24 protein-coding genes and 1 pseudogene are annotated in these 21,943 nt (G+C 44.3%); 14 read left to right on the plus strand and 11 right to left on the minus strand.

Annotation, left to right across the window (positions count from 1 at the left end; all coding sequences use genetic code 11):
* The first annotated feature begins 218 nt into the window (after nt 1–218).
* Entirely contained in the window at nt 219–842 is a 624-nt protein-coding gene (locus tag PH235_RS03890) for a hypothetical protein (protein WP_272161108.1), read from the plus strand.
* 100 nt (nt 843–942) lie between these two features.
* Entirely contained in the window at nt 943–2,190 is a 1,248-nt protein-coding gene (locus PH235_RS03895) for an RtcB family protein (protein WP_272161109.1), read from the plus strand.
* 108 nt (nt 2,191–2,298) lie between these two features.
* On the opposite strand, the gene PH235_RS03900 is transcribed toward PH235_RS03895, so the two are convergent.
* On the minus strand, nt 2,299–3,045 hold the full coding sequence (locus PH235_RS03900; protein ID WP_272161110.1) for a DUF2087 domain-containing protein: 747 nt from the start codon (nt 3,043–3,045) through the stop codon (nt 2,299–2,301).
* 306 nt (nt 3,046–3,351) lie between these two features.
* Between PH235_RS03900 and ftsH the strand changes: the two genes are divergently transcribed.
* Both ftsH and PH235_RS03910 read left to right on the plus strand, forming a co-directional pair.
* Entirely contained in the window at nt 3,352–5,184 is a 1,833-nt protein-coding gene (gene ftsH / locus PH235_RS03905) for an ATP-dependent zinc metalloprotease FtsH (RefSeq protein WP_272161111.1), read from the plus strand.
* A gap of 63 nt (nt 5,185–5,247) precedes the next feature.
* Nucleotides 5,248–6,123: a DUF5050 domain-containing protein gene (locus PH235_RS03910; RefSeq protein WP_272161112.1), complete on the plus strand. Its 876-nt coding sequence runs from the start codon at nt 5,248–5,250 to the stop codon at nt 6,121–6,123.
* A gap of 213 nt (nt 6,124–6,336) precedes the next feature.
* Here PH235_RS03910 and PH235_RS03915 read toward each other — a convergent pair whose 3' ends face one another.
* On the minus strand, nt 6,337–6,564 hold the full coding sequence (locus tag PH235_RS03915; RefSeq protein WP_272161113.1) for a hypothetical protein: 228 nt from the start codon (nt 6,562–6,564) through the stop codon (nt 6,337–6,339).
* 251 nt (nt 6,565–6,815) lie between these two features.
* On the opposite strand from PH235_RS03915, the gene PH235_RS03920 reads away from it, so the two are divergent.
* Complete coding sequence (locus PH235_RS03920) at nt 6,816–8,090, plus strand: LysM peptidoglycan-binding domain-containing protein (RefSeq protein WP_272161114.1); 1,275 nt, start codon at nt 6,816–6,818, stop codon at nt 8,088–8,090.
* Between the two features lie 24 nt (nt 8,091–8,114).
* Nucleotides 8,115–8,447: a hypothetical protein gene (locus PH235_RS03925; RefSeq protein ID WP_272161115.1), complete on the plus strand. Its 333-nt coding sequence runs from the start codon at nt 8,115–8,117 to the stop codon at nt 8,445–8,447.
* Between the two features lie 170 nt (nt 8,448–8,617).
* Here the strand turns inward: PH235_RS03925 and PH235_RS03930 are convergent, their stop codons facing one another.
* On the minus strand, nt 8,618–10,027 hold the full coding sequence (locus tag PH235_RS03930; RefSeq protein ID WP_272161116.1) for a hypothetical protein: 1,410 nt from the start codon (nt 10,025–10,027) through the stop codon (nt 8,618–8,620).
* Nucleotides 10,028–10,755: 728 nt separating this feature from the next.
* On the opposite strand from PH235_RS03930, the gene PH235_RS03935 reads away from it, so the two are divergent.
* Nucleotides 10,756–11,106, plus strand: coding sequence for a DUF2200 domain-containing protein (locus PH235_RS03935; RefSeq protein WP_272161117.1), 351 nt, complete (start codon nt 10,756–10,758; stop codon nt 11,104–11,106).
* Nucleotides 11,107–11,157: 51 nt separating this feature from the next.
* The gene (ppnP, locus tag PH235_RS03940; protein ID WP_272161118.1) at nt 11,158–11,472 is read left to right on the plus strand and encodes a pyrimidine/purine nucleoside phosphorylase; all 315 of its coding nucleotides are present in this window, start codon (nt 11,158–11,160) and stop codon (nt 11,470–11,472) included.
* Nucleotides 11,473–11,639: 167 nt separating this feature from the next.
* On the opposite strand, the gene PH235_RS03945 is transcribed toward ppnP, so the two are convergent.
* Nucleotides 11,640–11,816, minus strand: coding sequence for a hypothetical protein (locus tag PH235_RS03945; RefSeq protein WP_272161119.1), 177 nt, complete (start codon nt 11,814–11,816; stop codon nt 11,640–11,642).
* A gap of 190 nt (nt 11,817–12,006) precedes the next feature.
* Here PH235_RS03945 and PH235_RS03950 point away from each other — a divergent pair, with 190 nt between their 5' ends.
* A complete protein-coding gene (locus tag PH235_RS03950) occupies nt 12,007–12,129 on the plus strand; it encodes a DUF6803 family protein (RefSeq protein WP_272161120.1) in 123 nt (40 codons plus the stop codon).
* A gap of 81 nt (nt 12,130–12,210) precedes the next feature.
* On the opposite strand, the pseudogene PH235_RS03955 reads toward PH235_RS03950, so the two are convergent.
* Nucleotides 12,211–12,501, minus strand: a pseudogene (locus PH235_RS03955) (type II toxin-antitoxin system PemK/MazF family toxin); the annotation flags it as partial.
* Between the two features lie 96 nt (nt 12,502–12,597).
* Between PH235_RS03955 and tnpA the strand changes: the two are divergent.
* A complete protein-coding gene (tnpA, locus tag PH235_RS03960; RefSeq protein ID WP_272161121.1) occupies nt 12,598–13,008 on the plus strand; it encodes an IS200/IS605 family transposase in 411 nt (136 codons plus the stop codon).
* A 34-nt stretch (nt 13,009–13,042) separates the two neighbouring features.
* Nucleotides 13,043–14,551, plus strand: a complete 1,509-nt coding sequence (locus PH235_RS03965) for a transposase (RefSeq protein ID WP_272161122.1) — start codon at nt 13,043–13,045, stop codon at nt 14,549–14,551.
* A gap of 243 nt (nt 14,552–14,794) precedes the next feature.
* On the opposite strand, the gene mazE is transcribed toward PH235_RS03965, so the two are convergent.
* Nucleotides 14,795–15,025, minus strand: coding sequence for a type II toxin-antitoxin system PemI/MazE family antitoxin (gene mazE / locus PH235_RS03970; RefSeq protein ID WP_272161123.1), 231 nt, complete (start codon nt 15,023–15,025; stop codon nt 14,795–14,797).
* Between the two features lie 141 nt (nt 15,026–15,166).
* Between mazE and PH235_RS03975 the strand changes: the two genes are divergently transcribed.
* Together PH235_RS03975 and PH235_RS03980 are read left to right on the plus strand one after the other, a co-directional pair.
* Nucleotides 15,167–15,469 carry a DUF1599 domain-containing protein gene (locus PH235_RS03975; protein ID WP_272161124.1) on the plus strand — a complete coding sequence of 101 codons (303 nt, stop codon included), beginning with the start codon at nt 15,167–15,169 and terminating at the stop codon, nt 15,467–15,469.
* 532 nt (nt 15,470–16,001) lie between these two features.
* Nucleotides 16,002–16,670, plus strand: coding sequence for a ferritin-like domain-containing protein (locus tag PH235_RS03980; protein WP_272161125.1), 669 nt, complete (start codon nt 16,002–16,004; stop codon nt 16,668–16,670).
* Between the two features lie 128 nt (nt 16,671–16,798).
* Here the strand turns inward: PH235_RS03980 and PH235_RS03985 are convergent, their stop codons facing one another.
* The 3 genes from PH235_RS03985 to PH235_RS03995 all read right to left on the minus strand — a co-directional run bounded on the left by PH235_RS03985 (nt 16,799) and on the right by PH235_RS03995 (nt 19,286).
* Complete coding sequence (locus PH235_RS03985) at nt 16,799–17,536, minus strand: amino acid ABC transporter ATP-binding protein (protein WP_272161126.1); 738 nt, start codon at nt 17,534–17,536, stop codon at nt 16,799–16,801.
* Nucleotides 17,537–17,540: 4 nt separating this feature from the next.
* Complete coding sequence (locus PH235_RS03990; protein ID WP_108033240.1) at nt 17,541–18,209, minus strand: amino acid ABC transporter permease; 669 nt, start codon at nt 18,207–18,209, stop codon at nt 17,541–17,543.
* Between the two features lie 231 nt (nt 18,210–18,440).
* Nucleotides 18,441–19,286 (minus strand): transporter substrate-binding domain-containing protein, encoded by an 846-nt coding sequence (locus tag PH235_RS03995; RefSeq protein ID WP_272161127.1) that lies wholly within the window; start codon nt 19,284–19,286, stop codon nt 18,441–18,443.
* 341 nt (nt 19,287–19,627) lie between these two features.
* Between PH235_RS03995 and PH235_RS04000 the strand changes: the two genes are divergently transcribed.
* Nucleotides 19,628–20,269, plus strand: coding sequence for an ArsR/SmtB family transcription factor (locus PH235_RS04000; protein WP_272161540.1), 642 nt, complete (start codon nt 19,628–19,630; stop codon nt 20,267–20,269).
* A gap of 77 nt (nt 20,270–20,346) precedes the next feature.
* Here the strand turns inward: PH235_RS04000 and tsoY are convergent, their stop codons facing one another.
* A complete protein-coding gene (tsoY, locus tag PH235_RS04005) occupies nt 20,347–21,501 on the minus strand; it encodes a selenoprotein TsoY (protein WP_272161128.1) in 1,155 nt (384 codons plus the stop codon).
* Between the two features lie 15 nt (nt 21,502–21,516).
* Nucleotides 21,517–21,837: a DsrE/DsrF/TusD sulfur relay family protein gene (locus tag PH235_RS04010; RefSeq protein WP_272161129.1), complete on the minus strand. Its 321-nt coding sequence runs from the start codon at nt 21,835–21,837 to the stop codon at nt 21,517–21,519.
* Nucleotides 21,838–21,943: the final 106 nt, after the last annotated feature.

The raw sequence follows: 21,943 nt of genomic DNA on the forward strand, positions 1-21,943 counted from the left end.
AGCACTTGTCAGGGGTTGATTTGACAAGTGCTTCTTTTTTATTTCGGTAAATAATTGAACCATGCGGGATAGCGAATGATACCGTTTGCGTGTTCTTTGGGGGTATAATGTAGGTATAGTTTAAGAAGAATTTCCGACTTGCTGCCCCAGGAATAGATGCGGGGAAGGGCGTAGGAACGAGCAGATTTGTAGGGAACAGAATCCGGGAGGTGGAGTTTTTGGCTAAGAAGACAGGTTCTGATGCAAACGGATTACTATTATTGAAAAAATGGTGGTTTTGGTTGATTTTTGTTGTGGCGGTCGGGATGATGGGTGTATTCGGTGGGGGAACAGAAACGGCGGAAACAAACGCATCCAATTCAGCAGCGCAAACCGCAATAGCTAACTTTGAAGAGATGGCGACTGCAGCAAGCATAGAACAAGCTGAGGCAGATAAGCGGGTAGAAGCGGCCGTCCAAGCGGCTGAAGAAAAGGCTAACGCTGAAGCTCAGGCTGAAGCAGAGGCAAAACTCAAGGATCCCGCAAATTACCGGACGGATATCACCTATGATCAATTAGCACAGGCACCCGATGATTATAATTCTGAGATGATTGCGATGTCGGGTCGGGTCATTCAAATGATGCAGGGTGAGGGATCTTCGCAAATGCTGGTGGCGGTTGATGATAAGGAGGGGGCCGTCATTTTTCTGGGATACGAATCGAATATCGCCGAATCCGGGGTTTCAGAAAATGATCTCATCAAATTTTACGGAACAGCAGCTGGAACGATTAGCTATGATTCCACCATTGGAGAAACCATAACGGTACCCGCTGCCTTCGTGAATATGATTGAGCTGCAATGATTTTCGTGCGAAAAAATGAAGGTATCTAAGATTTGGCAGTATCCGCCGATTCAGCGAGTACGCTACTGGTTATGCAATTTCGACGCATGGGAGATGAAATATGTTCACGTTGTACGAACCATCTGAACAGAAAGTGCCGATCAAGATTTGGCTTGAGAATACGAGCCAACTGGATAAAATTTGTCTGGAGCAAGCAAAAAATCTGGCCAATCTGCCTTTTGCCTACCAACACATTGCCTTTATGCCGGATGCCCACGCCGGTTACGGCATGCCCATCGGAGGCATATTGGCTGCTGAAGGGATGATTGTTCCGAATGCAATCGGAGCCGATATCGGCTGTGGAATGGCTTTTGTGCAAACCAATATTCCCGCGGAAATCCTTATTACGGCAGATGCACCCGACGGGATATTAGCGCAGTCCATCGTCAACACTATTCTGCGTAGCATTCCGAACGGCTATGAGAAGCACAAACGCAAACAAGCAAGCGATGCTGTCCGGCAGTTTTCCTGGTATCTGGAAGAACAGGAGAAGTTGGGAGCAACCAAAGAGCTGGCCCATGTTTTGGATGAGGCTTATTTTCAAGCAGGGACGCTCGGCGGCGGGAATCACTTTATCGAGCTGCAAACGGATGAAGAAGGGTTCTTGGGCGTGATGGTCCATACCGGTTCGCGGAATGTCGGGGATGCTGTCTGTCATTATTTTGATGATGAGGCAAAGCAACTGAACATACAGCAACATTCACCCGTTCCTCCGGCGTGGAACTTGGCTTATCTGCCCGCGGAAAGCGACACCGGAAAAGAATATATCCGATGGATGGGATTTGCCATGGCATTCGCCAAAGAGAACCGGGCGAAAATTACGGGGAGTGTCATCGAAATCATTCGTCGTCTTGTTGCCGAATATGCAGATTTTACCGAGATTGAAGTGTCCGAACCGATCGACTGCCATCATAATTATGCCGCTTATGAAGAATATGACGGGAAGGTGGTCTGGGTGCATCGGAAAGGGGCCATCCGGGTCAGGGAAGGCGAATGGGGGATCATCCCGGGTGCAATGGGGACGAGTTCCTATTTGGTCAAGGGGAAAGGGAATCCGGAGAGTTTTCACTCGTGCTCGCACGGAGCCGGACGCCAGATGAGCAGGAAAGAGGCGATGGAAAAGTTCAGTGTGGAGGACACAATCCTCGACCTTGAATCGAAGGGGATTTTTCTGGGGAAAACAAGGAAACGCGATATAGGAGAAGAAGCCCGATTTGCCTATAAAGACATCGATTTTGTCATCGCTAATGAACTGGACTTGATTGAGCCTATCTGCAAGCTGGAAACGCTGGGGGTCGTGAAAGGATAGCTGGGGGTCGCAAAACAGTAAAAAATATGTCAAAGAAATGGCCGTCCCATTTTGAGACGGCCATTTCCTTTGTATACAATTATGCGAAAATAACTGTAAAACTCAACGTTAGTCAGCGATAACCCAGTACTGTGAACCATCGCTGTTACGATCCATAAATCCATATTCGATAAAATAGCGACGCACCGTCACATAATCATCGTGAGCCGTTTTAATGATGTCGTTGACTTCCTTCTCAGAATATTTCTTGTCTTGATCAAAACGCTTCAAAATATGCTGCAGCACAATAATTTTTCGTTTTTCCTTACTGGGGAAAATATCCACTGCCCCATCTAATCCATTTTTAAAATATGTTTGCAGTACTTTTTCCCGTTCATTTTCTGTAATACCATAGCGTGAATCCACTGTTGTTTCCTCCTTGTGAATAGGGCTATCTTTCATGGGTACTCTGCTGCTTTCCAGGTTGGCCATCAGCGCAAGAAAAATTTTTGCCTGCCGTTCCTTTTCCTTCAGCTTGAATCGATGTTGACGAATGGTCGAGATGCTTCCCGAAGAAGACCGCTCCAATATTTCCTTATCGGACAGGCCTTGATGAAATAGCTGTAGCATTTCCCTTTGAACGTCAGATAATCCTGTATATTTTTTATCTAATTGAATCAGTGTTTCGAAAACAGAGCCATGTGATTGCTGTATGTGTAAGAGCATAGCCTTTTCCGCTTCATAAAGCACCTCTCCAATTGGATAGATGATGCCATGTTGGTAGGTTTGACGACAAAATAAGCATGCGTAGCTTTCGGCATGATCATCAAATCGATAGCCGTTCTGTAATTCTAGTAATGTGCTGTTGTCAATCATAAAATCCTATCCTCCTTTCTGTTATTTATGTAAACGATTATACAATTCGTTATTCTATTTGTAAACATAAATAGAAAACGTTTGTTAAAGTGGGTTTTCGCTTTCCGAGCAAAATAGATGAGCGCCAAAGCGAAACACCGACTGAATATTCCAGTAAGGTGTAAGCGAACGTTGCTATCTTTGGGTGCATCAGATGCAGCTGATCAGCATTTATTTCAAAGACTGCGTAATTTTTGTAATATCCTATTTTTCTGGGATAATAGGGATGACGGAATGTTCTTTTTTAAGAAGGGGAGGGATAAGCTGATGGAATCTAAAATGCCCCCTAAGGTTAATAGACAATGGCTGAATTTTGCTGTGACAACTGCAATTTTTCTGATTGTGCTGAATTTTTTCATTTCCCCCGGTATACAGGAAAATCCGGTAACGGAAGTGGATTATAAAACGTTTGTTTCAATGCTTGAAGAAGGCAGTGTCGAGTCGGTTCTGGTGGAGGAAAACCGGATAGAATTCACAGCGCTGGACGATGAAGGTGGAGAGAGCACCTTCATCACCGGCAGAATGGATGATCCTCAGCTTACTGAACGACTGCTGCTGACTGAAGCAAAGTTCGAAAAAGAGATTATCGAAGAAAGTTCTCCTCTTGTTGATTTTTTCCTGATCTGGATGCTGCCATTGGCGTTATTATATGTCTTCTGGGGATTCATGATGCGCAGACTGCAGGGAAGAGTCGGGGGAGTCGGCAGTGAAATGAAATTCGGCAAAAGCAATGTCAAGATATACGCTGAATCGGAAACCGGAAAAACATTTACGGACGTAGCGGGTCAGGATGAAGCGAAAGAAGCGCTCTGGGAAGTAATCGATTTTCTGCATAATCCCCAAAAATACAGGGAAATCGGGGCCAAGATGCCGAAAGGGATTCTGCTTGTTGGGCCTCCAGGGACCGGTAAAACACTGCTTGCCAAAGCGGTCGCGGGAGAGGCCAGAGTACCATTTTTCTCGATTTCAGGATCTGAATTCATGGAAATGTTCGTCGGCGTGGGAGCTGCCAGGGTGCGGGATCTGTTCGATCAAGCCCAGGCAAAAGCCCCATGCATCGTATTCATTGATGAAATCGATACGATCGGCAAGAGCCGTAATCTGTCGGGCATTACTGGAAACGATGAGCGGGACCAAACGCTTAATCAGTTATTGAATGAAATGGATGGTTTTTCCTCGGAAAAAGGTGTGGTAATCCTGGCGGCAACGAACAAACCTGAAGTCCTGGACAAAGCGCTGCTGAGGCCCGGACGGTTTGACCGGCGCATTCCGCTTGAACTGCCGGATATTGCCGGAAGGGAAGCGATTCTGGATGTTCATGCAAAAACCGTCAAAATGGCCGAAGATATCGACCTGAAGGAGATCGCTAGGGATACACCCGGCAGCTCCGGAGCTGATCTTGCCAATTTGATAAATGAAGGCGCTCTCCATGCCATAAAGGAAGGACGCAGCATGATTAATCAATCCGATCTGGAGTATGCTTTGGAAATCATTCTGGCCGGATACCAACGGAAAAATGCGATCCTCTCGAAAGAAGACAAATTGGCGATAGCGTACCATGAAATCGGCCATGCGATCGTTGCCGCAAAACAGACAGATTCCGCACCGGTCAATAAAATCAGCATCATCCCAAGGACATCCGGAGTACTCGGCTATACGATGCAGTCGGAGGAGAAGGACCAGCTGCTGATGAGCCGGGAAAAGTTCCTGAACAAGATCGTCACCTACATGGGCGGACGCTCTGCAGAGGAAGTCATTTTAAATACAATCACCTCCGGGGCGGAAAATGACATAGAGGCTGCAACCGCTATTGCAAGAGCGATGGTCACGCGCTACGGGATGAGTGAAAAATTCGACATGATGGCCTTGGAAACAATCAATAACCCTTATCTGGGAACGGATGTGACTTCACTCGTATCGAATGAAACCTCTGCAAAAATAGATGATGAGGTTTTGCGCATCATCAAATTCGCCCATGAAAAAGCCAAGGAAATCATCAAGGAAAACTTACCGAAAATGCATGAACTTGCAAATAAGCTTCTCGAAAAAGAAACCATGACCGGCGAGGAATTCATGGAAATGCTGACGAAAGAAGAATAAGGAATCCAGGTTTTGAGCTAGTGCACACAGGGCTGTGGGTTGGTGTAGATAAGGGGAACTCTCATGAAAAAGAATACAGGTTTACTTATGATGATCATTTTGGGCGTGGCACTGCTGACTGGTTGTCGCTCATCAGAAACCGCGTCTATAGGTATGGTCAAACAGAGCGGGGACTGGATATACTATACAGACAATAATGATGAAGCCCTTTATAAAATGAAAACTGACTGGACCGGGAAGACCAAGGTCGCTGACAATTTTGCTAGCGGCTATATGGTGATTCAGGGGGACACCATCTATTACTCAGACATGGGTGGTGTCAGCAAGATTCAAACAGATGGTACAGAAGAGGCTAATGTTGTTGATGTTGGCAAAGAAAGCTCGTTCGGCTTCGAAGTGTCGGGGGACTGGATCTACTACAGCACCAAACCGGGAAGCATATATAAGATAAAAACGGATGGCACCGAAAAGGCCAAGATAGCTGACATCAGCTCTTTTGAGGGCGATATGAAGGTGTCTGGTGACAGCATCTATTATGCGGATGGGATAAGTTTATTCAAAATGAATACTGATGGCACTGGGGTTATGAAACTATCAGAAAACGTAGTCATACATGCAGTCGAAGGGGGCTGGATCTATTACGGCGAGAAAAATGAAAAAGGGGAATATGAGAATGTAAACAGGATGAAAACAGATGGTACTGAGCAAACAAAACTTGCGGAGGGTACTTTTACGGCTATAGATGGGGATTCGCTCTATTACAGTAAAGATGGTTGGCTCTACAGGGAAAATCTGGACGGGACTGCAGCAGCAAAAATGAATAAAGTAAAAATGTGGAATATCTTAGACATTTACGGTGATTACATTTACTACGGCGAATATTCAGGGGCTGCTTACAGGATCAATTTGGATGGCAGCAACAAAAAGCAGCTCGAATAGAGATTTAGCTGCTATAGTATAGCAGTTCTGGTAATTTCACAGGAATGACTCAAAAGAATAAAGCGGATTGGCTGAGCGGAAAACCTATAATAACGGGTTTTCCGCTTTTCTAGTTTTGTTGGCTTCAATTGCATTAAAAAAGACCTCCGAAGAAGTCTTTCCGTTGGTTCGCCATAAAAGAAAAATGGTCATTAATAGGAATTGGGTTAGCCATTATTTTTTTGATTTCATATACGCATCAACTGCCGATAGGATGATCCCGACTGCAAGCAGACTGTAGCCGATTAATCTATTTTCGCCAAAAACAATTCCCGCCACTATCAACCCGAAAGCAATAGAAGCCAGCACACTGAGTCGTTTAGGTTTTGAATTTTTAATACTGATAAATACAAGAGCTAAAAACAAAATAACTACTACCACGTATATTTGTGACGGTGTCATGTATATCACTCCCATTCTTATGACTCGTTATTTCCAGACATCATCCTGATTACATCATACACGAAAATTCGAAATAGCTAAATCCATAAGATATAACTATACGTTAACTCATCGAATTTTGATTAACAATTTTAGAAGCAGTAAAATGGAGTTGAAGAACAAGGTATGAATTTTTGAGGTCCTTAAAAAATAGATTAAGGTCCGTTTTGACCAATATCATTGCTTGTAGTTCGGAAATGAGGGAGAGGAAAATGCGGGTTTGTTTGCAATGGATGCGTAGATTGGCTGTCTCCGTGTTTTTTTCGGTGATGTTCCTTTTCGGCATGCTATCTCCAAATATCTTTGCAGTGGAATCACAAAATTCAACCCAAACGAATATCGTATACACAGTAAAAGCAGGCGATACGCTGTACAGAATTGCCCTCGAATACGGTGTGACTGTGCGGCAACTTGTGGCGGCGAATAACATCGTGCAGCCCAGACTGATCCGGTTGGGGCAAAAAATCGTCATTCCGACAGCATCCGCTGCTATTGCCGATTCCTCGCAAGCATTCGGGATGAAGTATACGGTTGTGCCAGGCGATACGCTCTCCGAAATCGCGCTCAGGTATGGCGTGACAGTTGCCCAACTTGTAAAAACCAATCAAATCCATGATCCCAATCTGATTTACGTCGGACAGATGCTGACACTTCCGCTTTCCTCAAGTTTTACGCAGCAGGAAATCCTTTCCGCGGGCGGGGGATATGCGGTAGGGCTGAAAAAGGATGGCACGGTCGTTGCTGTAGGGTGGAATGAAGCCGGGCAAGGGGATGTCGGAAGTTGGTCGGGGATTGTTTCTGTATCAGCGGGAGCCTATCACACTGTCGGCTTGAAAACGGATGGCACGGTGGTGGCAACCGGGAGTAATCTCAGCGGAGAAAGCGCCGTTTCGGATTGGAAAGATATTGTGGCTGTATCAGCGGGAATCGGCCATACGGTTGGTCTGAAGGCAGACGGCACGGTCATCGCGACCGGAAACAACGAAAATGGAGAATGCAATGTTCAGGATTGGACAGACATCGTTGCCGTATCCGCGGGTAATGGGTATACCCTGGGGCTGAAAGCGGATGGGAAAGTCGTCGCCACGGGAAAAAACGATCGCAATCAAATCGCTGTCACTGGATGGACGGATATCGTTGCTCTTTCTGCGGGTGATTCGCATGCTGTCGGATTGAAGTTGGATGGGACCGTCGTGGTTGCAGGAGCCAACAGCTACGGACAAGGGAATGTATCCGTCTGGACAGATGTCATCGCTGTGGCAGCAGGAGCCCATCACACACTGGGCTTGAAATCGGATGGCACGGTCGTTGCGACAGGATACAATCAAGAGGGGCAATGCGAGGTGTCCGACTGGAAAGATATGATAGCCATTACCGCAGGCGGGAATACTTTCGGACTGAGAAAAGATGGCACAGTTGCAGTGGTAGGCGAAAATGTTTGGGATCAGTATGAAGTTTTGGAATGGACGAACATTGGGCATCGTTAAATAAGGTCTAAGGAGGCGGATGGAATGAGTTTTACATTTTTGCCGAAAACGAGATTGGGTAAAGTTTCTGTAGGAACTTTTGCAACTTTCGTAGCAACTTGGACTTTGGATATTGTTCTTATGCCAAAACTGGGAAGCGATTTGATGACCGGAACAGGTGAGCCTGCTTTCTCCGATATACTGCTGGGGCTTTTGGCGATAACAGGGATTATTGCTGTTGTTGTTGGATTTGTGACAGGAATGATTGCACTTTTCAGAAAAAAAGACTATTCCGTGTTACTCATTATCGTCACCTTATTATGTTTTTTGATTAGTGGTATCGTGGTACTGTTCCTTAGTGAGGGATTCATTTCCTAAAATGGCTCGTTCCATTTTATACCTCTAAGAAAGTTACTTTTCCTTTAAATCATAGTCGAACAAAAAACATGTATCCATCCCGATAAAAGTGGAATGGATGCATGCTTTTTTGCTGTTTTAGATTTTCGGGAGTGCTTAACTTTTTCGGAGTCTGCTTTATTCAGTCAAAATTAATCTGTAATACCGGTTTCAATTGCTTCAGCAGGTTCAACAACCTCTAAAGGTGTTTGTGCTTTTAAATCCTTTGCTTTTTTTGACTTAGCGACTTCAACAGGTTCAACGACTTCGACCGGTTCAACGACTTCGACCGGTTCAACGACTTCAACAGGTTCAACGACTTCGACCGGTTCAACGACTTCAACAGGTTCAACGACTTCGACCGGTTCAACGACTTCGATAGGTTCAGCGACTTCGACCGGTTCAACGACTTCGACCGGTTCAACGACTTCAACAGGTTCGACCACTTTAACTGCTTCAACTACTTCAGCTGGTTCAATGACTTCGGCAGGCTCGGTAACTGTAGCAGGTTCAACTATTTTAGCTAATGCAAAAGTTTCAGTTATTTCAGACACTGCAGCAGTTACTTGTGGCTTACCTTTTCCACCGCCACCACCACCACCACCACCACCACCACCACCTGATGACCCGCCTTTAGCTATTGCTAATATGTCAACGTAAGTTAAATTGTTAGTAATATCTATCTCTGGGTTTGCTCCTACGTCGACTTCACCTTCTTCAGATACGGTAACAGTGCCAGCGGGGGTAAGCACGCCATCTTCATATTCACCTATAGCTGCTAATGTAAGATCTATCCCACTTCCTTCAGGAATATAGAAGGTCACGCGATAGTATCCAGTGAATTTTGGTTTAAACCCACCCGTTGAAGCGCCAAAAATATACTTCCCACCCACGTTGAGTTCAGGGGCAAAACTCACAGGAATGGTCGTTAGTTTAGTTGTAGATGTCCATAGATTAGTTGTTGGATCCCAAATTAAATCACCAGGATTATCTATCCCTAGGTATTGGACAACAAGTTCCGGTTCGTTTGAAATGATGCTAGCAACGTAGCTATCATAGATTACATTGTTTGTTCCCTGAAGTTCATCCGCGCTGCTTGGATATTCCAACTCAGCCATTGTGAAGGCTTTCGCAGGCTCTTCCAGCTGTTTGAATAAAGTTATCTCAAGTCGGAAGGGTCTGTTGACTGCTGCATTGACGGATTCAATATTATCGCCCCAGTCGATAATGGTGACGGTTTCGCTATCTTTGATTTCATAATCAGCTTGCCACTTATTTTCCTCTACCTTTTGTGCGTACCAAGGGCCATTATTATTTAGGTACTCTATGTAGGTGGAATCAGTTATACCCGGATAAGGGTTGGTTGAATCTCCTGGTTCGTATTCCACTTGAAGAGAGTCAGCAATTTCAGCAATAGGGAATCCATCTACTGCTATAACCGGAAATGAGAGGTTGTTTGTAGCAGTTGTTTCTGCAGAAAGGGCGCTGTTGGTACTCAGCAAAGTGAAGGCCATGGACGAAGTGATGAAAATTCCCATAAAGCGCTTGCTTTTAAAATTCATCTTTTTCTCCTCCTAATATGAGCGGCCAAAAATCAAGTAAGCTATCGGTTACTTTAATCTTCAAAAATTCTACCCTGCCCACAGAAATCAACGGTATAAGAAAAAGTCAAAATACATTTCATTACCCTAATAAAACGGGTGCGAACCAGAATCAGGAAATGAGCGTATTCTTCTATATACTCCTCCTTTCATGGATTCAATCTTTAATTGTAAAATAACGCAGAAGATTAAAGATAACTACCCCCTTTTATCTGTGGATTTAATAATTATATAAGCCGAATGAACGAATCGAAATGACAAATGCTCCAAAAAAAATTCAGGATCCCTGTATTCTTTAAGCGTTCGCAGGTATACTTCTTTTTGAAGGATTAGCCAAAACATTCATTCAACCTATATAAAAGTTAGTCAAAAATGACTTTTTTAGGTAAATATATGTGGGATAATCTTTGATGTATTGATAGTAAAAGGAAAGAAAAGTTAATTTAGATGAATTATGAGGTGTGATACTTCTGTGTTTGATGGTTTAAATCCGACGCATTGCTGTTATATAACAAGTATAATTAAATATTGGCAAAATTGCAATCAAATGCACACGTTTCAACTAATATTTTAGCCTGACTGTAACTGACTATCTATGTGGGTGAAGAGTGATTTATGGTTTAATTTATGGCATAATAAAAATCATAAGCATCAAACATAGCTTCAGGAAGATTCAGAAGGAGGCCAACATGAAAAATACGAAAATATTCGGGATGTCGTTCGCCAGCGTGTATCCTTTGTATATAAAGAAAGTCGAGAAAAAGGGCCGCACGAAAGAAGAAGTCGATGAAATCATTTTCTGGCTGACCGGATATGATGAGGCAACTCTGCAACAACAACTGGATAATAAAGTTGATTTCGAAACCTTTTTTGCACAGGTACCACAGCTGAATCTCAACGTTTCGCTTATCACAGGGGTCATTTGCGGATACCGCGTCGAAGAAATCGAAGACAAACTTATGCAGAAAATCCGTTATCTGGATAAACTCATCGATGAGTTGGCTAAAGGGAAGGCCATGGAGAAGATACTGAGGAAATAGGTTATACGTGAAAGAAAAACATAAAATAATCAGGCTAATGGAGGAAATAGAATGGAATTCAAAAATGTGACAGTAATCAAGGAAGCAAATGTGTATTTTGATGGGAAAGTTACCAGCAGAACAGTGTTGTTCGAAAGTGGAGAGAAAAAGACACTCGGCTTCATGTTGGCAGGCGAGTACGAATTCAACACCGATGCCGAGGAAATCATGGAAGTCCTTGGCGGCGATATGTCGGTTATGCTTCCCGGCGAATCTGAATACACACTCTACACCAAAGGCCAAAGCTATGTCGTTCCGGCAAACTCATCCTTCAAGATGATCGTCGATAAATATGTGGACTATTGCTGTTCATACAAAAACGACTAAATCTGAAACACCACGTTTGCAGTAGCCGTGTGGCAGTGCAGGCAAACCAACTGATTTCAACAAAATAAACCACCCCGAAAACAGAGTTCATCTATCGAACTTCCGTTTTTGGGCTGGTTTTTTATAGTGTATAGACAGTGTTTGTTTCCGCTACCGATTATCAGCGATTAGACATATTCAACGATTCCGCGTTTGAGAAGCTCTTTTCTCAAAGCTTCATTTTCAGACCGTAGTCGTTTCAGATCTGCTCTTAAGACAGAATCGGATTTACGGATGCCATCCATGATCAGTATCGTAAAGATAAGAACCAATAGTATTGGAAAAATAAATTGGATTGTTTGCATTATATAACCTTCTTTCCGGATTGTTTTTCTGTACTACAAGCATAGATTATCAGGTCATTATGTAGCTCACGTGAAGACGCTGAATCTCCATCAAATCAACACAAAAGGTTGGCATAGATGGGTCGATGCTGTGGCAGTGGGATTTTATTTGAGCGGTGTCCTGTTCCGGAATAAAAGGGCTGAGTAAAAAATGAAGATCCACTTTATGTTGGTCGGCGGCTTCCTGGTCGTTGCGCATATTGTCATGATTTTCGGTATGATGAATCCTGAAATCATCGACAGTATGTCCATAATGCCGGGTATTACAAATTAGTCATGATCCTGTTAATCTGTATCCAAAAAAAAGTACATACGACAAAAAAACGCAATCATTTAAATAGATGATTGCGTTTTTTTAAAATATATATTCGATTATCTGATCGACTTTAGCGATATCCTGAACAGGTAATCTGTCAGCGAATTCAATTTTTCTGGCATGAAAATCCAAAGATTTGAGTTGGGAGATGACGATTTGACCTGTGACAACCAGTTCTTCCGGCAACGTATACCGAGTAGGAACGTTTTTTATTGTTGAAGTAATTGGACAAATAACTGCAAACAAAGTGGAACGATTGAATTCGTATCTTGAGACAACAAGACCTGGCCGACGTTTTTTGATTTCACTTCCTGAAGATGGGTCAAAATTTACCGAAAGAGCGTCGTAAAGCCCCTTGCCTTAGCCAAGGGGATATATGATGTGCTCTTGGTTGTGTTATATGGATGCACGATGCATAATGTGTGTATGGAAAATAAAAAATATAAATCAAATAATAACATCACTTATTCTTGTACCTACCATGTTGTCTGGTGTCCAAAATATCGGCGAAAGGTCCTTGTCGGACCAGTAGCGGCACGCTTAAAGGAGCTCATTGTAGAAACGTGCACCGCTCTATCCGTCGAAATTCAGGAAATGGAGATCATGCCAGACCACGTTCACCTCCTATTGGATATAGACCCACAATTCGGGGTTCACAAAGCAGTCAAACGCATCAAGGGAACTTCTTCCCGCGTGCTGAGACAGGAGTTTAAGGAACTGACGACGAAGCTACCCACTCTTTGGTCGAACAGCTATTTCGTTTCCACAGTGGGTGGGGCACCGCTTGAAATGATTCAGCAATACATCCAAACCCAACAGACCTCACAACGCCAGTAAATGCGAAGGAATCATCAAGAAAGGAGGAACACGTATGGCTAAAAGCAAAACAGCTTCATTTGTCGTAGAGCTGCGACTGGTCACGTATCAAAATGAACAAGCAATACTGGATAAGCGTTTCAAAATCGCTGAAAAACTGTATAACAAAGTCTTATACCATGCGCGGACGCAGCTGACAGAATTGTACAAGAACCGTCGGTATCAAGAGGTGCTAGAAGAACGCCGCTCGGCTATCAAAGCAAAGGACAAGAAACGTGAGACCGCGTGCAGTAAGGAGTTGCAGACTATCCAAAAGACCTTCGGTATGACGGAATACGCTTTGCATGCTTACATCGGACGGATGCGCGAGGCGTACAAGAAGCACATCGACAGCTTCACAGCACAGAAAATCGCTTCCACGGTCTGGATAAGTGTGTCCTCCCTTCTTTATGGTAAAGGTAAAAAGGTACGCTTCAAAAAGTTCGGACAGCTGGAATCGTTGGAAGGCAAGTCGAACGCTACGGGCATGCGCTTCAAAGGCAACCGGTTGGAGTGGAACGGGCTGGTTCTGCCCGTCACTATCCGTCCCAATGATTTATTTATTCAGGAATCCCTTTCCTTGCACCGGGTGAAATACTGCCGCATCGTACGCAAGGCGTTCAAGGGCGGCAATCAGTACTTCCTGCAACTGGTGTTGGAAGGCATTCCGCCATTGAAACGCAACAATAATACCGGTATGCCCCGCCGAAAACTCGCTCCGAATGCGGAAGTGGGCATCGACATCGGCACCTCTACGGTGGCGGTGGCAGGTGATGACGGCGTCATCTTGAAGGAATTGTTTCCGGAAGGAGCGTCCTATGACCGCGCGATTCGTCTGTTGCAACGAAAACTGGACCGGAGTCGCCGCGCAACAAACCCCGCCAACTTTAATGTCGACGGCACCGTTAAGCATGGTGTCAAGTTGACCTGGGTACGGAGCGAGAATTACATGGGAATAATGTTTCGCTTGAAGGACCTCTACCGCCGTCGGGCGGTGGCCTTAAAGGAAGCTCACAACAAAACCGCCAATGCCATTCTGGCACTGGGTAATCAGCTTTATGTGGAGGACATGGATTTCCGCGCATTGATGAAGCGGGCCAAAGAAACGACCGTCAACAAGAATGGGCGGTTTAACCGCAAGAAACGCTACGGCAAGTCCATCGGCTATCATGCGCCGGCTATGTTGGTCGGTATCGTGAAGCAAAAAGCACCCCAAGAAGGAGGTGCGCTGTATGAGGTGGATACCTTTAAATTCCGTGCTAGCCAGTATAACCACGTAAACGATACCTACATTAAGAAGACACGTGACGAACGTACGACCTTTGTTGGCGGGCAGCTTGTCCAACGGGATCTGTACAGTGCGTTCCTCCTGAAAAACAGCCAACTGACACGCAACGAAACGGACCGCACCAAATGGAGCACGACGTTCGCCACTTTCATGACACACCACGACAGCTGCATCCAGACACTCTGCCAATCAACCGAACGCCAGTCCCGCAATTTCGGACTGCGAGACTTTATATAGCAACCAAAAGGTTCAGCTGTGAGCCTTCAACGTTAATGGTGCCACTGGGCGCCTTGTTGAGAAAGTCTAAGGGCTTTTGGGAATAGAACGGAAATAGAAAAACGACATCTCCGCTTTTTGGAAATATCGCCAGTACGGTCCGTGACGTCCCAACCGCTCTTGGAACCCCCTCGATTTATCCATGGGGAGCAGTCAGCCAGACGATGTCGCCTTTCTTGGGGATGCACCTATTGGAAGCATTCATCAGAACAGTTCTCTCTCTTTAGGAGATAGATTAGCCCATTCATCTTTTTCATAAAAAGCCCCAGCTTCGGACAAAACAAAGGGATCTTCAATTTTGGGAACCAACGTGATTGTTCCATCCGGTGAATAGATTACGATATATTCTTTATTGGGTTCCAATTTCTCACCATTATGAAGCGGTAGGGTTACAACTACGGAACTTCCTTGTAGCCTGGATTTTGTAATTAGCATGTTTCTCACCTCTTATGAATAATCATACTTGATAACACTCAGTCACGCAAAGTGCACTATCGGTACATACTAAAATAATAAATTTGGTAGTATAATCAATTTATGGAGTCGACAACTATTGGTGGCTAAGTGGCCTGAATAATGGGAATCAGAAGGAAAGTGGTGGGGGATATGACGAAAGTTGAGCAGCACAGGGAAATATGCGAAAGGCTGAATCATCTTTATGCGGCAAAAAACAAAGACTACGGGGATAGTTTTGGCGACAGTTTCCAGGAGTACGGGCTGACGATGCCGGCTATCCGATTGGATGATAAACTGCACCGGTTCAAACAACTGATCAAGCAAGAGGCCGAAGTGAAAGACGAGAGTATTACGGACACGCTGATGGATTTAGCGAATTACGCAATCATGACCATCATTGAACTCGAGAACAAGGCACAATAATAGTAAATGAATTTTTTAGCGCTTTAGATGTTGGCGCTCACCATTGAGGTGCTTAGTGATGAAATTAACTTGTGATATGGGGCAGGGGTTTCGCGATCGAACCAATGTTGATTTTTACAGTTGCTGCTAAAGGCGGAAATGAAATTTGAGCTGATGCGCTTCATCATGATAATCCATTCAAAATCCGATGCACCGAAACTCATCGCGAATCTTAAGGCATCAGGGGAACGCCATGGCGTCGAAGATAGCGATTTTCCTATGGACGATAATGAGAAGATTAGGCCGTGGATTCTGAACATATCTTGATAAAAATCAAATAAGTGATAAAAGGTTAAAAATTCTAAAATGGAAGCGGAAGCAGTATAATGTTGGATGTAGAGAGCACACGTAAATCAACCCCATATAGGCACTCGTATTTTTTCTTTTTCGTTGGTTTCCAACTAATTGGGTATATGGCACTTGATGTTATCAAATGGAAAAGGCCAATCGATTGGAAGGTAAAGTTACTGCAAAACAAAGGGAGATGTACAATATGAAAAAATTTATGGGGACCATGGTAAAAACAACTTTGACGTTAGGCCTGCTAGTGATGACGGGCTGCTCGAATGTGTCAGACACCGACTCCGAAATTTCCGAAACCGCTTCGAAAGCAGTATCCGAAGTATCTGAAGCAGCCTCCGAGGCAGTCTCCGAAGTATCTGAAGCAGTATCTGAGGCAACTTCGGAAATGTCAAAAGACACATATGGAACGGCAGGGGCTTTGGCGGATGACAGCTACACGTTAGAGGAAATGCTGACCTATGCCATTCAGGATGAATACTTGGCGCAGGCCAAGTATACTGCGATTGCAGAAGCAAACAACAACGCTAATCCTTTCTCGAATATTGCGGAAGCTGAAGCCACACATATAAACGAATTACTCCCATTATTCGAAATGAATGGAATCGAGGTTCCCGCCAACGATGCATCTGAGAGGGTGACACTTCCGGATTCATTGGCGGCAAGTTATGAAATGGGTATAGAAGGCGAAACGCAAAATATCAGCATGTACAAACGTTTCCTTGAAGAAGAAGTACTTCCCACAGATGTGAAAGCCGTTTTTGAACGCTTGATGGCAGCCTCAGAAGAACATTTGCAGGCGTTTGAACAAGAAAATGCAAATTTTAGAAAAAATGAAGGCAGCGGCAATAACCCCAACTAAATACTGAAGGTTGGGTTAGCTGAGATTGATCTGTCGTATACTGAATAGGAAGATAACTTTTCGAAAACTAAAACAAAAAGAAAGACTGACCAAAGCATCCAGGATGCTCTCGGCTCAGTCTTTTTTCTTTATATTGTTATGCTATTGATGAAGCGGGCAATTCTCGGATCGGTGGTGCTTTCGAAGAAGTCCTTTGTTGGACCATCGAAACCAACTTTACCGTCCTCCAGGAAGAGCATGCGGTCGGCTGCTTCCCGGGCGAAGTCAAGGTTGTGCGTCACGATGATCATGGACAGCTTCTCGGAAGCCAGTTCCTTCAAAACACGGAGCACTTCCGCCTCCAACTCAGGATCAAGCGCGGAAGTGGGTTCGTCGAACAGGACGAACTCCGGCTCCATGGCCAAGGCGCGCGCGATTGCGACGCGTTGCTGTTGGCCGCCCGAAAGTTGGTCCGGGTAATGGTCCAGTTTGTCGGCCAAGCCGACTTTTGTCAGCAGGTTTTTGGCTTTGGCCGTCGCTTCTGTCTTCGAAAGTTTCAGTACCGTGATCGGGCCTTCGATGACATTTTCCAATACCGACAGATGCGGGAAGAGGTTGAAACTCTGGAACACCATCGCCGTTTCTTTTCTGATGGCCATCATCGTTTCTTTCGAAATTTTGGAGCTGAAATCGACCTCGAGATTGCCGTTCTTCAGGATGCCGCTTTCGGGAACTTCCAACAGGTTCAACGTGCGAAGCAGGGTGGACTTGCCCGAACCGGATGGGCCGACAATGACCGTCGTTTCACCGGTTCTGAACGTCAATGAGATGTCCTTAAGGGCATGAAAATCACCATAGGATTTTTGGATGTTTTTGATTTCGATCATGTCGTCACGCCTTTTTCAGATATTTAGAAGTTCTGATTTCCAATTTGCCTTGGATCCAAGTCAATACTGTACTGATAAGGAGGTAGATCACAGCCACTTCCATATACAGAATCAGCGGTTCATAGGTAACGGAAGCGAACTGCTGCCCGACCATCGTCATTTCGATGATTGTGATGCTGGATGCCAACGAAGTTGATTTCACCAAGGAGATGAAGTCATTCATGACGGCCGGCAAAGCGATCCGGATGGTCTGCGGGAAGATGATCCTTTTCAGGACCTGTCCGTGCGTCATGCCCAGGGAATCGGCCGCTTCCCATTGCCCTCTCGGGATGGATAAGATTGCGCCACGGATTGATTCGGCCGAATAGGCGCCGCTGTTCAGGGCAAAAGTCAGAATGGCGGCGGTCCACGCATCCAACGTGATGTTCAGCTTCGGCAAACCGAAGAAGACGATGAACAATTGAATCAAAAGAGGGGTGCCTCGGAATACCCAAACGTAGAACCAAGCCAGCCCTTTCAGCAACCTGCTTTTCGAAATCCGCATGACTGCAGTAAGGACCGCCAGGACCAGCGACAAGGCAAAGGAAATCAGCGCCAAGGGGATGGTGACGGTAAATCCTGCTTCCAGAATTGGCCATAGGGCGTTTTCGATTATGGATAATGTATGTTGCAAAATTTACTCACCAATCCTTTTTATATTAAAAATAAATAACTATTCAACGTCCAAAAGAGCATCACCGCAAGTGGTTCACGAGATACCAAATTGTACCATGCATCCAACAATGATGGCTAGCTTCAAGGGTTAACCATCGATAAATCAGATAAATCGTACCGATTGAGCTCTACGCTGCGCAATCGGTACGATTTTCTGAATGTGGAACCGAACGAGTCCGCTCAGCTTTTCTTAGTCGTTGGCTCCGACACTGATGTCTTCACCCAGGTATTTTTCAAAGATTGCTTTGAAAGTGCCGTCTTCAGTGCGTGCTGCGATGATTTCGTTCAGTTTATCCTGCAGGTCTGTGTTTTCTTTTTGTAGGATGATGCCGACTTCGTCATTTGTAGGCAATTTTTCATCAATCAGTTTCAAAGTTGAGTCTGGATATTCCTCAAAGTAAGTCAAGAAAGTGATGTAGTCATTGATTGTTCCGTCAGCTCTTCCCGAAGTGATTAATTCAACTGCTTGATTGAAGCCATCAACAGGAACGATTTCAGCACCTAGGTCGCGTGCGTTTTGTGCGTAATTGCTGGTAGTGGATTGGGCTGATTTTCTGCCGCTGTAGTCTTCCAAAGTTTGGATGTCAGAGTCTGCGCTGACTGCTAATTGGCCATAAGACTCGAAATAAGCATCGGTAAAGTCATAAACCGCTTGTCGTTCTTCTGTAACGCCGACGTTGTTGATGACGATATCGTATTTATTGACGTCCAATCCGGCGATCAGGGAATCCCATTTCGTTTCGACGAAGACAGCTTCCACTCCTAAATCTTCAGCGATGACTTCTGCAATTTCCACTTCGAAACCGACCAAGTCGCCTGTTTCTGTGTCATGGTAGCTGAATGGCGGGTAAGTGCCTTCCACCCCGATGCGCAATTGTTTGTTTTCTTCGATCGTTTTTAAGACGTTTCCTGCTGTGGTAGTGCTTGATGCTGTAGAGGCACTGTCCGAACTTGAGTCAGTTGTTGTTGCGCCGCAAGCCGCCAAAGCCAAGCCGGTTGCACCCACGAATAAGATTTTTGATAATAGTTTCTTCATTATATTCACTCCTGTTTTAGTTTTTTTTTGATATGTTGTCGGTCCTTCGACCGGAAAAAACTCCCCACGCGGTTGATGCTGGTGATGAGAGCCTGCAAACCGACACTTTCTTACTTTTTGTCGCTCGAAGGCATGAAGAAATCTTATCACCAGTGCATGTAAGAAGCAAACAGTTATAACCGAACAAGGTTGATAGGAAAAACCGATCACCTATAAGCGTATAGCATTCTCCTGCTTGAATTTGACACAGCATATGAAAAGTTTTAGAATTACCCTAATCAATAATGCAATTGAATAGATGGAGGCGAGCTTCCTTGCTTGAGGAAAGACACTTAAAAGATATGCTTTATCAGGAATTTGCCCGAATCGGGAAATGCCTATCCAGTCCTAAAAGGTTGGAGATATTGGACCTATTATCACAGAGCCCTAAATCAGTCGAAAAATTGGCGAAAATTACTGGGATGACAGTGGCCAATGTGTCCCAACATCTTCAGACATTGCACAATGCGCGATTGGTCGCTTTTAAAAAAGAAGGGAATTTTGTTATTTATGAATTGGCCGACTCAGCGGTTTCCGACTTCATGGGAAATTTGCATGATTTATCCGAAAAGCAATCCGTTGAAGTGCAGCAGATCAAAAAGGAATTTTTGAACGAGAATTTCAAAATGGAAGGCTTGTCTTTACCGGAATTGAAAAATCGCATGGAGAACGGGGAAGTTTTACTGCTGGATGTCAGGCCCAAAGAGGAGTTTGAAGAGGCACATATTCCGGGCGCAGTCTCTATCCCTATTGATGAACTAGAAGACAAGTTGGCTTCTTTACCGGCTGATTTTGATGTTGTCGCATACTGCAGAGGGCCTTATTGTTTGATGTCGGTAGAAGCGGTTGAGCTGATGAGAGAAAAAGGCATTCATGCTTACCGGTTGGAGAAAAGCGTTCAGGATTGGGATCAATTCGCTAAACAAGAAAGTAATTTGGGATAGTGCGGCATTCAGTTTAAAAAGAAATAAAAAACCGATTCCTGTATTTTGGAATCGGTTTTTTCTATTGTATTGGATTGTTAATGGTTATTCATTTTTTTCATTTCCGAACGGCTTTCTTCCATATTAGCTTTGTGGAATTTGGAGAAAATAAGGACATAAAGGAAGGCTGCAAGTACAGTGCTTGCATAATTCACCACCGACAGCAGTGCTCCTGGATAATGCAACCCATTGACATAAACGCCAAGCACTTGGGATCCGACCAATGCGCAAATCATGCTCCATTGTGTGGGTGCAAAAGAGATTTTGAAGAAATCTTTCCTAAAATAGTCCAGTAACAAGAAAACCGCAAAAATTCCCCAACCGATAGTGATGATGTAGGAAACGGTAAGGATAAAGAATGAAAGAGCACGCACATCAAACGCAAAAGCGTTGTGCAAAAAGGATGTGATGCGATAAAAACTTAATCCCAGCAGACAAGTTATCGGAATCACCAGAAAAAAGGCCGGAAGGATCGGCTTTTCAGGCAAGCGTGAACTTTTTAACTGTTGATAGGCTAAAAATGAGAACTTTGCGATAAACAGCAGCATGCCAAGCCCGACTACAAATAAGGAAGCGAATGATGCAATGGAGGCAATGCTAGTGTTTTTTGCCATTGAAGCGATGCCGGTTCCCGTCAAACTGACCAACCCGAAAGTGAAGACATCAAGGAGCCAAACGAAATTCAATTTACTGAGTTCAATGGTTTTTGTGAACCAGTTTTTAGCGACCCGGAATTCAAGATAGAAGAGTGCCGCCCATAACAGTCCAAATAACAATAGGGATGGCAACATCATTGCTTGGGTGGAAAGGTCTTTGAAAAAGAATGCGAAAGGTGCCCAGATCACGTTTGTGGTCATGGAAAAAGAAGCGATAGGCACAAAAGCGGTAATGTTGGTCAAGGGATTCTCCATAAAAGACTTAAGCTGGTTTTTGTTCCGCAGCCATTGTAAAAAACCTTTAAGAAAAAAAACGGCAATAGCAAAGTTTGCTAATGAGAATAGCAGCATGATTGCAATAAGAAATACGTACATAGCGGACTGGATGCTATCAAAATCCGACCAATTAATGTCGGTTAACTTGATGAGGCCGCTGTCGTGCGGAACAGCGAATTGAAGGTAATTAAATGCCATCAAGGCTACCCCTCCAGCTGCAAGAGCGGCTTGAAATTTTACCGGTGCAAATTTAGTTTTCATATGTTTCATCAGCCTTTAAAAGGTAATGACGCGATCAGACCACTCCACCAATTCAACACAATCATTCATTGTGGAAATGGCGCAAACAGCAAAATCATCCATCATTCTTGATTTAAGGCAGGTTCCACAGGCCAATAACGTACCTTGTGCCTCTTCAAATTTTTTCATTTCCTCTGTGACTGTGAATTTTGGATCGTCTATGTTTTCGCATTCTACGGCTTCGCCCATCAAAAATAACTTCACTTCGTGACCCTTTTTCAAAGCAGTGTTGGCGAAACGGAAAGCATTCCAGGCTTTTTCAGCTTCTTTTGTTTCCAAAATAATACCTAATTTCATCTTATTCGCTCCAATCGGTTATTTGTTCAATATCAGAATTTTTAATCTATTCAATAGATTAATTGAATAGGTGAATTATAAGCATTCTACATTGACCTGTCAATCT

This window comes from Trichococcus sp. K1Tr, assembly GCF_028309625.1.
In the GTDB taxonomy this organism is placed as follows: Bacteria; Bacillota; Bacilli; order Lactobacillales; family Aerococcaceae; genus Trichococcus.

Bases quoted from the DNA above. Each gene is read 5' to 3' on its own strand.
- PH235_RS03900 (WP_272161110.1), bottom strand. From the start codon at position 3,045: ATGATTGACAACAGCACATTACTAGAATTACAGAACGGCTATCGATTT.
- mazE (WP_272161123.1), bottom strand. From the start codon at position 15,025: ATGCTAATTACAAAATCCAGGCTACAAGGAAGTTCCGTAGTTGTAACC.
- PH235_RS03910 (WP_272161112.1), top strand. From the start codon at position 5,248: ATGAAAAAGAATACAGGTTTACTTATGATGATCATTTTGGGCGTGGCA.
- PH235_RS03965 (WP_272161122.1), top strand. From the start codon at position 13,043: ATGGCTAAAAGCAAAACAGCTTCATTTGTCGTAGAGCTGCGACTGGTC.
- PH235_RS03995 (WP_272161127.1), bottom strand. From the start codon at position 19,286: ATGAAGAAACTATTATCAAAAATCTTATTCGTGGGTGCAACCGGCTTG.
- PH235_RS03950 (WP_272161120.1), top strand. From the start codon at position 12,007: ATGAAGATCCACTTTATGTTGGTCGGCGGCTTCCTGGTCGTTGCGCAT.
- tsoY (WP_272161128.1), bottom strand. From the start codon at position 21,501: ATGAAAACTAAATTTGCACCGGTAAAATTTCAAGCCGCTCTTGCAGCT.
- PH235_RS03980 (WP_272161125.1), top strand. From the start codon at position 16,002: ATGAAAAAATTTATGGGGACCATGGTAAAAACAACTTTGACGTTAGGC.
- PH235_RS03985 (WP_272161126.1), bottom strand. From the start codon at position 17,536: ATGATCGAAATCAAAAACATCCAAAAATCCTATGGTGATTTTCATGCC.
- PH235_RS03915 (WP_272161113.1), bottom strand. From the start codon at position 6,564: ATGACACCGTCACAAATATACGTGGTAGTAGTTATTTTGTTTTTAGCT.
- PH235_RS03925 (WP_272161115.1), top strand. From the start codon at position 8,115: ATGAGTTTTACATTTTTGCCGAAAACGAGATTGGGTAAAGTTTCTGTA.
- PH235_RS04000 (WP_272161540.1), top strand. From the start codon at position 19,628: ATGCTTTATCAGGAATTTGCCCGAATCGGGAAATGCCTATCCAGTCCT.
- PH235_RS04010 (WP_272161129.1), bottom strand. From the start codon at position 21,837: ATGAAATTAGGTATTATTTTGGAAACAAAAGAAGCTGAAAAAGCCTGG.
- ftsH (WP_272161111.1), top strand. From the start codon at position 3,352: ATGGAATCTAAAATGCCCCCTAAGGTTAATAGACAATGGCTGAATTTT.
- PH235_RS03920 (WP_272161114.1), top strand. From the start codon at position 6,816: ATGCGGGTTTGTTTGCAATGGATGCGTAGATTGGCTGTCTCCGTGTTT.
- tnpA (WP_272161121.1), top strand. From the start codon at position 12,598: ATGGAAAATAAAAAATATAAATCAAATAATAACATCACTTATTCTTGT.
- PH235_RS03975 (WP_272161124.1), top strand. From the start codon at position 15,167: ATGGGAATCAGAAGGAAAGTGGTGGGGGATATGACGAAAGTTGAGCAG.
- PH235_RS03895 (WP_272161109.1), top strand. From the start codon at position 943: ATGTTCACGTTGTACGAACCATCTGAACAGAAAGTGCCGATCAAGATT.
- ppnP (WP_272161118.1), top strand. From the start codon at position 11,158: ATGGAATTCAAAAATGTGACAGTAATCAAGGAAGCAAATGTGTATTTT.
- PH235_RS03945 (WP_272161119.1), bottom strand. From the start codon at position 11,816: ATGCAAACAATCCAATTTATTTTTCCAATACTATTGGTTCTTATCTTT.
- PH235_RS03930 (WP_272161116.1), bottom strand. From the start codon at position 10,027: ATGAATTTTAAAAGCAAGCGCTTTATGGGAATTTTCATCACTTCGTCC.
- PH235_RS03935 (WP_272161117.1), top strand. From the start codon at position 10,756: ATGAAAAATACGAAAATATTCGGGATGTCGTTCGCCAGCGTGTATCCT.